This is a genomic window from Blautia sp. NSJ-140 (assembly GCF_022868965.1).
In the GTDB taxonomy this organism is placed as follows: domain Bacteria; phylum Bacillota; class Clostridia; order Lachnospirales; family Lachnospiraceae; genus Blautia_A.
This window is the reverse complement of the sequence record NZ_JALIFS010000003.1, coordinates 21,060-33,100: the sequence shown is the minus strand read 5'-3', so window position 1 is coordinate 33,100 and position 12,041 is coordinate 21,060. Positions and strand designations below refer to the sequence as shown.

Annotated in this window: 10 protein-coding genes; 1 reads left to right on the top strand and 9 read right to left on the bottom strand. The window is 45.1% G+C overall.

The features are described 5' to 3' along the window. Positions 1 to 210: 210 nt before the first annotated feature. The gene (locus MUB50_RS04435) at positions 211 to 1,719 is read left to right on the top strand and encodes a 4Fe-4S dicluster domain-containing protein (protein WP_118624894.1); all 1,509 of its coding nucleotides are present in this window, start codon (positions 211 to 213) and stop codon (positions 1,717 to 1,719) included. A gap of 60 nt (positions 1,720 to 1,779) precedes the next feature. Here MUB50_RS04435 and MUB50_RS04430 read toward each other — a convergent pair whose 3' ends face one another. From MUB50_RS04430 to acsD, 9 genes are all read right to left on the bottom strand, one after another. Beyond that, positions 1,780 to 2,541 carry a glucosaminidase domain-containing protein gene (locus MUB50_RS04430; protein ID WP_306466233.1) on the bottom strand — a complete coding sequence of 254 codons (762 nt, stop codon included), beginning with the start codon at positions 2,539 to 2,541 and terminating at the stop codon, positions 1,780 to 1,782. A gap of 21 nt (positions 2,542 to 2,562) precedes the next feature. Beyond that, on the bottom strand, positions 2,563 to 3,414 hold the full coding sequence (locus MUB50_RS04425) for a bifunctional 5,10-methylenetetrahydrofolate dehydrogenase/5,10-methenyltetrahydrofolate cyclohydrolase (RefSeq protein WP_015525289.1): 852 nt from the start codon (positions 3,412 to 3,414) through the stop codon (positions 2,563 to 2,565). A 14-nt stretch (positions 3,415 to 3,428) separates the two neighbouring features. Further along, on the bottom strand, positions 3,429 to 4,058 hold the full coding sequence (locus MUB50_RS04420; RefSeq protein WP_021977714.1) for a cyclodeaminase/cyclohydrolase family protein: 630 nt from the start codon (positions 4,056 to 4,058) through the stop codon (positions 3,429 to 3,431). A 98-nt stretch (positions 4,059 to 4,156) separates the two neighbouring features. After that, a complete protein-coding gene (locus MUB50_RS04415) occupies positions 4,157 to 5,842 on the bottom strand; it encodes a formate--tetrahydrofolate ligase (protein ID WP_118624896.1) in 1,686 nt (561 codons plus the stop codon). Positions 5,843 to 5,940: 98 nt separating this feature from the next. Then, on the bottom strand, positions 5,941 to 6,603 hold the full coding sequence (locus MUB50_RS04410; protein ID WP_118624898.1) for a DUF3786 domain-containing protein: 663 nt from the start codon (positions 6,601 to 6,603) through the stop codon (positions 5,941 to 5,943). A gap of 27 nt (positions 6,604 to 6,630) precedes the next feature. Continuing rightward, positions 6,631 to 8,571 (bottom strand): corrinoid activation/regeneration protein AcsV, encoded by a 1,941-nt coding sequence (gene acsV / locus MUB50_RS04405; protein ID WP_118624900.1) that lies wholly within the window; start codon positions 8,569 to 8,571, stop codon positions 6,631 to 6,633. Positions 8,572 to 8,719: 148 nt separating this feature from the next. Beyond that, positions 8,720 to 9,505 (bottom strand): carbon monoxide dehydrogenase/acetyl-CoA synthase methytransferase subunit, encoded by a 786-nt coding sequence (gene acsE / locus MUB50_RS04400; RefSeq protein WP_015525295.1) that lies wholly within the window; start codon positions 9,503 to 9,505, stop codon positions 8,720 to 8,722. A gap of 110 nt (positions 9,506 to 9,615) precedes the next feature. Next, positions 9,616 to 10,962: an acetyl-CoA decarbonylase/synthase complex subunit gamma gene (gene acsC, locus MUB50_RS04395; RefSeq protein WP_118514469.1), complete on the bottom strand. Its 1,347-nt coding sequence runs from the start codon at positions 10,960 to 10,962 to the stop codon at positions 9,616 to 9,618. A gap of 21 nt (positions 10,963 to 10,983) precedes the next feature. Continuing rightward, entirely contained in the window at positions 10,984 to 11,925 is a 942-nt protein-coding gene (gene acsD, locus MUB50_RS04390; protein ID WP_015525297.1) for an acetyl-CoA decarbonylase/synthase complex subunit delta, read from the bottom strand. Positions 11,926 to 12,041: the final 116 nt, after the last annotated feature.

The following is a 12,041-nucleotide window of genomic DNA, read 5'->3' as shown; positions in this document are numbered from 1 at the left end:
AGAAAGTTTACAACGTCTTACTGGTTTTGCATCTATTTTTTATAATAAATGTGCATTTTTTAACATTCATGACAATAAAGAAACAAATATTCTTTTTTTGTTTCTGCTAAAAAAACATTTCCTATTGTTGATTTTATTTCTCAATTACTATAAGATGAATAAAAAGTGCGTGGAAAACATTTTAATCATTTTTTGAAAAGGAGAACATTTATGCGAAATCTCGACACACCAGTTAAACAGATCCGGCGAAAGATTTTTACAGAAATTGCGAAGATCGGATTTGAATCCACGGACGAATCCCTGATTCACGATATTGAATCCATCCCTTACAATATTGTAGAGGAACGTGCGAAATACCGCGAGAGCATCTATCGTGAAAGAGCTGTTGCAAGTGAACGTGTCCGTCTGGCCATGGGACTTTCCCTCCGCCCGGAGAACCGTTCTGTACATCTTACTGATGGCGTAAAAGCCAGCAATATTGATGAAAAATATTATGAACCACCTCTTATGCAGGTGATTCCTTCCGCATGTTCCGCATGTGAATCCAACAAATACGAAGTCAGCAACATGTGCCGCGGCTGTGTTGCACATCCCTGTTTACTCACCTGCCCCAAAGGCGCCATTTCCATGGTAAACGGAAAATCTTTCATCGACCAGGACAAATGTATCCATTGCGGAAGATGCAAAGCTGTCTGTCCTTACGACGCCATCGCCCATAAAGAACGTCCCTGCGAACGCGCCTGCGGTGTAAAAGCCATCGAAAGCGATGAACAGGGACGCGCTTCCATCAACCAGGATAAATGTGTGTCCTGCGGCATGTGTATGGTCAGCTGCCCATTCGGTGCCATCTCTGATAAATCCCAGATTTTCCAGCTGGCACATGCCCTCCGTGAGGGAACTGAGATTATTGCAGAAGTTGCACCAGCTTACATCAATCAGTTCGGTGAAGATGTAACTCCCGGTAAATTCCGCTCTGCTTTAACTCAGCTTGGATTTTCCAATATTTATGAAGTAGCACTCGGCGCAGATATCGGCTGTATTTCCGAGGCCCATCATTATGCAACAGAAGTAGCCACCGGCAATCTCCCGTTCCTGCTTACATCCTGCTGCCCGTCATGGTCTGTAATGGCGAAGAAATACTTCCCGGCTATGATCGACAACATCTCACAGGAACTGACCCCGATGGTGGCAACTGCCCGCATTGTAAAAAAAGAACATCCCAATACGAAAGTAGTATTCATCGGACCATGCGCCTCCAAAAAACTGGAAGCCATGCGTCATTCCGTAAGAAGTGATGTGGATTTCGTTATCACTTTCGAAGAACTTTGGGGATTGTTCGATGCCAGAGATATCATTCCATCTGCATGCGAGGACATTCCGGAAGAAACCCAGACTGCAACAGCTGCCGGAAGAGGATATGCCATCGCAGGCGGCGTAGCAGGTGCTATCGAAGCCTGTCTGAAGGAATATTATCCTGATGTCCCCGTCCACATCGAACACGCTGAAAGCCTCGCTGAGTGCAAAAAAGTCCTCACTCTGGCCAAAGCCGGTAAGATCAAAAACTGCATGATCGAAGGAATGGCCTGTCCGGGAGGCTGCATCGGCGGTGCCGGAACCAATGCCGGCTTCGCAAAAACCTCCAAAGCACTCAAGAAATATGTAGATGGCTCAGACCCTAAGATTCCATCTCAGGAACTTGAAAATCTGGAATTGAATTAATTAATCTTTGACACAAAAAGATGTGCGCCTGTTTTTATTCAGACGCACATCTCCATTTCATCATTTCTCCACAGTCTCTGTGCTCTCCGGCCAGGTATATTCCTCACCTTTCAGATTTGCCAGAAGGCTTCTAAGCTTATATCCATAGCTTCTCCCGGCGGCCCATCCACCGCCGTAAGGATTCTCCTGAATCCCAAGCCATTCCACATAAGGTGCACTCTCCCGGGTCACATACTGAAAGCGGTTATCCACACAGACCTGGTTCAGTTCATCCGAAGACGCATAAGCTTTCAGATGCTGTACCTGAGCCCGGATCCCGGTCCTGACATCCGGAAAGGAATTTCCGGCAACACCGCCGCCGGTAGTCCCAAGTCCGGAAAAATTAAACTGCCCGGCACTGGCATCTCCGCCAAACTGAAGCCAACCGGTCTCAAGCATCGCCTGCTCAAAAACAACCTCCCCGCGGACACCCTCCGCATCCGCTTCCTCTGTCACAATTGTGCAAAACGTATCAATGTCCGGTGCACCACCCTCTGTCAGGATACCGGAAGGATATTCCACATTCTGCGCCTCATACTGCGCCACCATATCCTCCCCAGTCACTGTGGTACACCCCATGATCGTATAATATCCGTAAGTATTATCTGTGGAATCATCCACAAAACTATCTGCATCACTCTCTCCGGATGGCTGGGGCTTGGAGATCTGTCCCTCCATGGAATGATCCGCTTCTTCTGCAAAAACACCCACAGGCGTTCCGAATACCAGAACGCCTGCAAGCATCATCATCCGTAAACAAAAACTATTTCGGAATCTGTACATATATCAATAATCAATCCTTTATTACTGCGCTTTTCTCATTGCTGCTTCAACTACGTGTCCTACAAGAACAGAAGTTGTAACACTTCCTACTCCGCCAGGAACCGGTGTGATCGCATCAACGATTGGCTCAACTGCCGCATAATCAACATCACCACAAAGCTTACCCTCTGCATTGACATTGATACCAACATCGATAATGGTCTGTCCCTCTCTGACATAATCAGCGCCGACAACACCAGCACGACCAGCTGCAACGATGACGATATCCGCCTCTTTTGCAACAGACGGCATATCAACGGTTCTTGTATGGCAGATCGTTACTGTCGCATTTTTCTTAACAAGCATCATGGCAGCCGGTTTACCAACTACAAGGCTTCTTCCGATAACAACCGCTTTTTTGCCTGTGCAGTCGATTCCATAGTGATCAAGGATCTCCATGCATGCCTGCGGTGTACATGGCGGGAATCCGATCTTCTTGCCTGTGAATACACCAGACATTGAAAGATCTGTCATACAGTCAACATCCTTCTCTGCTGCAAGTGCATTCTCGATCACTGCCTGATCCAGATGTTTCGGAAGCGGACGGAACAGAAGAACTCCGTGGATCTTGTCATCTTTGTTTACTTTATCAATGGTTGCAAGAAGCTCATCCTGGGAAACATCCTCCGGAAGAAGGATCTTCTCACATGCAACACCAAGAGTCTCACAGCGCTTTGTAGCACCTCTCTCGTAGGAAATATCGCTTGGGTTCTCACCAACGCGGATGATGCAAAGGGTAGGATCTACACCTTTTGCCTGAAGCTCTGCAACGTTAGCTTTGATCTTCTCATTGAGAGCTGCTGTAACTTCTTTACCTAATAACTGCTTTGCCATTTGTCTGGTTCCTCCTATTTCAGTCTTCCGAGAACACTGTCAAATGTCTCGTCTGCAATCTTTGTATATTTCTCAAGCATAGCGTCTGCTTTTTTATTTAATTCCTCTGCATACGCACGGTCAGCCATGGATTTTGTGTTAATGTACACATTCAGGCTTGCTCCCTTAAGAGCTGCTTTGCAGAATGCAGCACCTACACCGGCATCACTGATTGCAAGCTTGGAACCTTTTGCTCCGAACTCAACGATAAGTTCAATAGCCTCGCAGCATTTCTCCATGATCTCCATAGGAACAGAGCATGCTTCCTTGAGGGCTGCTTCCATTACCCGAGCCTTCTCAGCCTTCTCTTCTTCTGTCTCTCTTGGCATTCCGTAAGCCTTGGAAAGAGGCTCAAAAACTTCCGCATCTCTCTCGATCAGATGAAGGAAATCTTTCTGAAGCTGATCACATTTCTTTTTCAGCTCCCACATTTCATCTTCTACATCCGCATATTTTTTCTTACCGACAGTAAGGCTTCCAACCATATTTCCAAGAGCTGTACCAACAGCACCTACAAGGGCAGATGCACCGCCGCCGCCTGGAACCGGTGCCTTGGAGCTTAATACCTCGACAAATTCAGTACAAGTACTTGTAGAAAATCCCATAGGACTCTCCTCCTTATATTCTTATTTTAGCACTCCTGAGAGCCCATTGGGGGCCTTATAAAAAGCCCCCTCCGGTTGTTTCATATCTTCTATTGTGATTAGAAGAGACCTGTGATCTTTCCTGTCTCATCTACATCAATCTTAGTTGCAGCCGGTACTTTCGGGAGACCTGGCATAGTCATGATCTCACCTGTAAGAGCTACGATAAATCCTGCACCAGCAGAGATCTTAAGGTTACGTACTGTTACCTCAAAATCTTTCGGCGCACCAAGTTTTGTCTGATCATCTGTCAGGCTGTACTGTGTCTTAGCTACGCAGATCGGGCAGTTGCCAAATCCAAGTGCTTCCAGCTGTTTTGCCTGTTTCTGAGCATTTGCTGTAAGAACAACTTTCTTACCACCGTAAACTTTCTGTACGATGTTATTCAGTTTATCCTCGATGGATCCCTCAAGCTCGTAAGCATATGTGAAATCGTTTGGCTCCTCAACAAGACGGATAACTTCCTCAGCAAGCTTCATGCCGCCTTCGCCGCCTTTTGCCCATACCTCGGAAAGTGCAACGTTAACGCCAAGCTCTTTACATTTTGCCTCAACCAGGTCAAGCTCTGCCTTGGTATCGGTCGGGAATGCATTGATAGCAACTACACATGGAAGTTTGTATACATTCTTGATATTGCTTACATGTTTCAGAAGGTTTGGAAGACCTTTCTCAAGAGCCTCAAGGTTCTCGTTGTTCAGATCTGCCTTCGGAACACCACCGTTGTATTTCAGTGCACGAACAGTAGCTACGATAACAACTGCGCTTGGATGAAGACCTGCCATACGACACTTGATGTCAAGGAATTTCTCTGCACCAAGGTCAGCACCGAATCCAGCCTCTGTGATAGCATAATCTGCAAGTTTCATAGCCATCTTTGTAGCTGTTACGGAGTTACATCCATGAGCGATGTTTGCGAATGGTCCGCCGTGTACGATTGCAGGAACATGCTCCAGTGTCTGTACAAGGTTTGGTTTCAGGGCATCTTTCAGAAGTGCTGTCATAGCACCCTCTGCATGAAGATCACCAGCTGTTACCGGTTTCTGCTCGGAAACTTTACCATAGGTATATCCGATGATGATTCTGGAAAGTCTCTCTTTCAGGTCTTTGATGTCACTTGCGAGGCAAAGAACTGCCATGATCTCAGATGCAACTGTGATGTCGTATCCGTCTTCACGAGGCATACCGTTTGTTCTTCCGCCAAGACCATCTACTACATTACGAAGCTGACGGTCGTTCATGTCCACGCAACGTCTCCATGTGATCTTTCTCGGGTCAATGTTCAGGTCATTACCCTGGAAGATATGGTTGTCGATCATTGCTGCAAGAAGGTTGTTTGCCGCACCGATCGCATGGAAGTCACCGGTAAAGTGAAGGTTGATATCCTCCATCGGAACTACCTGTGCATAACCGCCGCCTGCTGCACCACCTTTTACACCGAATACCGGTCCGAGGGATGGCTCACGAAGAGCTACCATTACTTTTTTGCCCATTTTCTGCATTGCATCTGCAAGACCAACGGTTGTTGTTGTTTTTCCCTCTCCTGCAGGTGTCGGGTTGATAGCTGTTACGAGGATCAGCTTACCATCTTTCTTGTCACTCTCTTTTAACAGATTGTAATCAATTTTTGCTTTGTACTTACCGTACTGCTCCAGATATTTGTCGTCAATACCTGCCTTCTCTGCAATCTGTGTGATTGGAAGCATTTCGCACTCCTGTGCAATTTCGATGTCACTTTTAAATCCCATAATGTTACCTCCCTTTAGGTATTTTTACAGTTTTTAATCCCTTAAAACTGCATCTCTATAAAAACAGGTCCCATCCTGTTCTTAACTATTTTTCATTTTTAAAGACATTTCAGAAATGCCTTTAAAGACCCAATGATAACGTCTCCCATAACGGCCATATCCTCAGCCGCAAAGGAAACCGGAAAATTATCAGAAAACAAGATCTGTGAGGACGGCGGAAATTCATCATCCCCCTCCCAGAGGATCATCTGAACTACATATCCTGGAAAGATCTCCACCTGGTATGCAATATCTCCATGATCCACGAGAACCGCATGGATGTGTTCCATGATTTCCTTGAAATCCTTAAGTCTGTTTCCGTATGTGAAAGCCAGGCGTTTGATGCACCTGCCATCAAACTGACGGAGATAAACCTCTCCCCAGGGCATTTCCCTGTATGTTTTAAACCTTCCGCTTCCCTGAGATACATTCCCGTTCAGCAGAAAACGGATAGCAAGGATCTTTGCATAATGCATTTCCTCAAGAGGATAAAATCCCGCATCGTCTTCTTCATGAGTTACCTGAAAATCCGGCCAGGAAATATAATAAACGCTTTCCAGGAATTTCAGAGTCAGTACTTTCTTCTCTTCGTCATAAGGAAGTGAAAGACGTCCGGCAATTTCTGCCGGGTCTGCCTTACTGAACTCCTCTATATAATGCTCCCAGGGCATTCTTTCCTTGCTGTCTTTTTCATAATTCAAGTCATTTATACTAAAAGCCATGTTTTACCTCTGCTGTTTTAGTCTGCTTTATCTCTTCTGCTGTTCTTCCATAACAGACGGAAACAGATTTGTGTCCGTATGTGGAATAAAGCATGCACCTACAAACTCATCCATATAAGTCGGAACTGTAGAAAGCTCCAGATAAGTCATATTGGATGCAAGTTCGTATGTCTTTTTCTCTGCCGGTGTGGAATGAAGCATCAGATAAGCACCTGTAAGAGAAGAGTTACCAATATAGTGGAATTTCTCAAGAGGAATATCCGGGAACATTCCGATATGCACTGCATTAGACATATTGATCCCGCTTCCGATTCCACCGGCAACATATACGTCATCGATCATGGAAACATCGAAATCAAGAGAATTCAGCATAGTACGGATTGCAGAGAAAATAGCGCCTTTGGCACGGATAAAATTATCAATATCTACTTCTGTGATCTCAACATCCTTGGCAGAACCGGCTTCCTCTTCAAACGCGATCACATAGCTTCCCATGCCATAATGATCGTGACGGATTCTTTTGCCTTCACGAACAAATTTGCCCTTCGGATTGATGATTCCTGTCATAAAAAGTTCACTGATCACATCAATGATACCGGAACCGCAAAGTCCTACCGGTTTGGTTCCAGGTTCGCCTACAACCTTATATGTCGGTTCCATAGTTTCTTTATCAATGGTACATGCCTCAATAGCACCGTCTGTAGCACGCATACCGCAGCTGATATCTCCACCCTCAAAGGCAGGACCTGCGGAACATGCACAGCTCATCATAAAATCGGAATTACCGAACACAAGCTCTCCGTTAGTACCAAGGTCGATAAACAGAGAAAATTCCGGTCTGTTCCAGATCATACTTACCAGTGTACCGGCAGTGATATCTCCACCTACATAGCTTCCGATATTCGGAGCCATGATAATATGTGCATCCGGATTGATCTCAATTCCCACATCGGATGCAAATAAGGAATTTGTTTTGAAAAATGTAGGAATATACGGCTCCATGCGAAGCGGATCCGCATTGATCCCTGCAAACAGATGATTCATGGTTGTATTGGAAGCAACACACATCCGGTAGATCTGTTCCTCCGGGAAGTGAATGCTTCTGCACATCTCGTGGATCATCGGATTGATGGTCTCTTTGATCACTGCATCCTGAAGCTTCTTTTTTCCTCCAGGTTTCTGAGATTCAATAATACGGTTGATAACATCCGCACCAAAACGGATCTGTCCGTTTCCGGAAGAGCTTTTGGCCAGGATCTCTCCGCTTTCCATATTGATCAGAACTGCAGAAACTGTTGTGGTACCGATATCTACGGCAAGACCACCGATCACAACATCTTCTTTACTGTCAAAAATATCGTATACAAACATGTCGTTCGGTGTTGTACGAACCACACATTTCACTGAAAATTTACTGTTTCGAAGTACATCCGGAAGTTTTTTCAGCACGGAATAGGGAATTCTGATATGTTTAAGATTCATATATTTCCGCAGTGCCCGTGTCAGTCTCTCATTATCCGGCATGGTATCATCCAGAGATGGTTCCTCCATGTGTACTTCTATAACATCAAGACTGTTTGTAAGTTCTATGCCAGCCATCTCAACTTCATGCTTGGCATTTTCAAAAATAGCAATTTCTTCTTTTGAGCTTAAATCAGCCACTTTCATTCGGCTCTTATATGCGGATGCAATATCCGGAACAAGAACCTCCACATCTGCACTGATCTTGCTCATACAGGCCAGACGCCAGCCTGCGCCATATTCTTCATCCGAAATATGAAGAGTTTTCTTTGAGTCCAGTTCTCCGCTTTTTAACTGTACCCGACATTTTCCACAGGCTCCGTTTCCGGAACATGGTGCATCGATAGCCACATTGGCGCCACGAGCAACCTCCAGTAAATTATCCCCCGCATTGGCAAATGCTTCTACCGTACTGCCATTTTCAAAAGCAAAAGTCACCTTAAACATTCGGCAACCACCTTTCTCGCCTCGTAAAAGTTATTCGTCTTCCACCTGTGGCGTTGGGAGTTAGACTAAACTATATTAGTAAAAAAGAGGCTGAAGGCCGAAGCCCCCAGCCTCTGAAACAGCGCTCCTGTTTTGTTCACACGCCAAATTAGATCTCAAGGTAAGAATCTGCGTAAAGTGTGTTACCCTTGAATACGTCACAGGATTTGATTGTCTCCATAAGACGAAGGTCGTTAGGGTTAACGATTGCAGATGTAAGACCATTCATCATAGCCATAGCTACAAGAGCAGAGTCCATGATCGGACGGATATGTTTTGGCATACCGTTACTGTTGTTGGAAAGACCGCCAGTGGAGTTCAGACCCATCTCGGAGAACATCTTGATTGCCTCAAGAACTTCCATCTGTTTGTCCTGCATTCCTTTTACAACAAGGAAAAGCGGATCAAACCAGAGATCCTCTGCTTCCATACCAAGGCCAAGACCTCTCTCAAGCATGTTCTGGCAATGCATCATACGCTCGTCATTGTCTGATGCAACCATACCGGAAGAGCAAAGTGCGATACAGATCGCATCGTTAGCTGCTGCAAGGTCGATATTGGAAATTCTGTCTCCAGCATCTGCAGAGTTTACGATCGGTTTACCTTTGCTTCTGTTGTATACGGAAATACCAGCCTCAATAGCTTTCTGGTTTGTAGTATCCAGAGCAAGCGGAACATTGTCAAACTCAGACTGAAGGAGCTGTACTGCCCATTTCATAAGGTCCTCGCCATCGTTCTCAGCAGGTCCGATGTTTACGTCAAGATATGTAGCGCCTGCATCAAGCTGCTGTTTTGCTCTTTTGATGATCGGCTCAGGATCTCTCTCAGTAAATGCTTTATTTACTGCCGGTGCTGTTGTTGAAAGTCTCTCCCCAATTGTTACAAATTTTGCCATACTCGTGTTCTCCTTTACATATTAGTAGGATATGGCTGTGCAGCAAACCTGCACAGCCGCTTATAACTGTCGGCGATATTGCCGGACAGCTGATTTCTTAAACCTCAAGCTTATGCGTCAAGGTCTTTTAAGAATTTCACAAGCTGTACTGCTTCTCTTGGTCCTACGATGATCTCCCATCCAGGAAGCTTAGCCTCAAGATCGCCCTTAAGAACTGCTACTTTACCAGGAATAACCAGTCTTCTGCATTTAACCTTCGGCTCAACATTCTCTTTGATGTACTCGGAGATGCTGTTTCCGGAGAATTTACCTGCTGCCCAGGATGTAAGTACGGAAAGTCCGCCTGCATCATTGATCACCAGGTTAAGCGGAACACCGGAACGCTCCAGCTCGCCAGATACTACGAAATATGTAAGAGCAAAGTCTACTGTTGTTACAACGAGAGAATTCTCGTCTGCTCCGTTCAGAGGATAAATACCCGGCTCTACCTTCATCGGCTTCTGAGGATCTGTAAATACATTCTGACGAAGTCCGAACAGCGGAAGTGCCTCTGCATATGTCATCTGCTCCATAACGATGATGGAACCATATTTCATAGTAAACAGGGAAGCAAGTGCTGCCTGTAAATGTTTGTCACCCTTCGCAAGTTTAACAAGGTTAACGATAGAAGGATAACCAAATGTTCTATCCTGATTCTTAAGAGCTGCACGACGAACCTGTACAGTATTTGCAAAGGTCTCTTTGATGTCAGCTCCTGTTGTATCAAGTACGAGATTCTTGTTGCCAAGTTTCTCAATAGCTGCTGTAGTATCATATAACTCATTGATGTCCTTACCGGATACACCGAGAACTACGCCTGCATCTGTAGCAACCTTGCTCATTGCCTCGTAGTTGGAAGCGTTTGCTCCGTTAAGAACCGGTTTGCCGTCCTTACATACTTCAAGGGCAGCTTTTGCGATCTCAGGATCTGTACAGCCAAGGATCAGTGTTCTTCCAAGACCTTTAGCCTTCTCTACAAGTGCTGTAAATTTTGCAGCATCTGCATTCTCATCGCAGTTTACATAAACAAGCTCTACATGCATTCTCTCACCGATACGATCATAGTCAACGTGCGGGATCTCTGCAAGTTTTGCTTCTACTTCTTCATCACTCATGCATGTGCAAAGTGATACGGCATATCTTGTTTTGCTTACAAATGTCTTCTCATGTCTGAAAAGAACAGTCTCGCCACCAAGTGTAAACTCTCCATCGCCTGTTCCGATTTTGATAGTTTTCATTGGCGGTGCAGTTGCCTCAGAAAGAGATGCTAATGCATCCTCTGACATATGAGGACATTGCTCAATTTTCATAGCGCCCTGTGCAACTTTCATAGAGAAAGCCATACATGTAGGGCATCCACATTCCTTACAGTTTTTCTTTGGTGTTAATTTAAAGATCTGAATACCATTCAGTGCCATAGCTCTTTATCCTCCTATTTATTACGCAAGTGCTTTGATCAGCTTGGAAATTGTCTTAACAGATTCCGGATGTCTTAAGATAACTGCATCAGAACCAGCTGCAAGATCAGCTGCTGCTGTCTCAACTTCCATGTCGATTCCACGCTCGTCCTGTGGTCCCCATGCCGGCATGTCTGCTTCAGAAGCCATTGCCTCTTTAACATTCCATGTCTCAGCGGATACAGGTGTAATAATAGGCATCTGCAGCATGTTATCATTCTGGCCTAAAGCGGCACCTTTGATACGGTCCATAGTAGATACTACGTACTCATATCCATAACCAACTGCTGCACTACCGATATTCATAACGATCTTCTTAGCATCTACACCAAGCTGTGTAGTAACAACGTTAAGCTGTTTAGCAAGGTTGATATCAACGGCAGACTCAGCGCCTACGATCTGATTGTAAGCAAGACCTGCTGCTGCACCGATCGCTTTGTAGTTCTCCTCTTTCTCGGAAAGGATCAGTGCATTTCTGCCCTGAAGAGCCTCTGCAACCTTCGGAAGGAGCTCTGCATCCTTCTCAACATTCTTGCATCCCTCTACAACCAGCGGACAGTCAACTGCATCTGCAACTTCTTTAACAACTGCGATCAGCTCATCGATAGATTTGTTAACACCGTTCGGGTCGCCGCCCTCAAGAATAAGTGCAACAAAGTCAGCACCCTCCATAGCTGCAGCTTTCTTAGCAATGTCAGCCATTGTTGTAGCGCCTTCATAGTAAGCTTTGATACCTTCAGATACGCCCTCAAGACCCATATCAGAGATTTCTACACCGATCTTCGGGCAGTTCTCTGACTCTGCGTCAAAGGAATAAAATGGGAATGTACAATCCCCACCAATTGTCACAGTCTTATCTCCGCTTCCGATTGTGACAGCATTAATCTTTGCATTGAACTTTTGTGGTTTCTGATTAAACGGCATTTTTCGTTAGCCTCCTTAAAAATAATAATTAAAAACTACAGAGCTTCTCATATTATACTACATAACACCAGTTATTGGCAAGATGCAGCACTATATTTCTGTTAAAAAAGCAACAA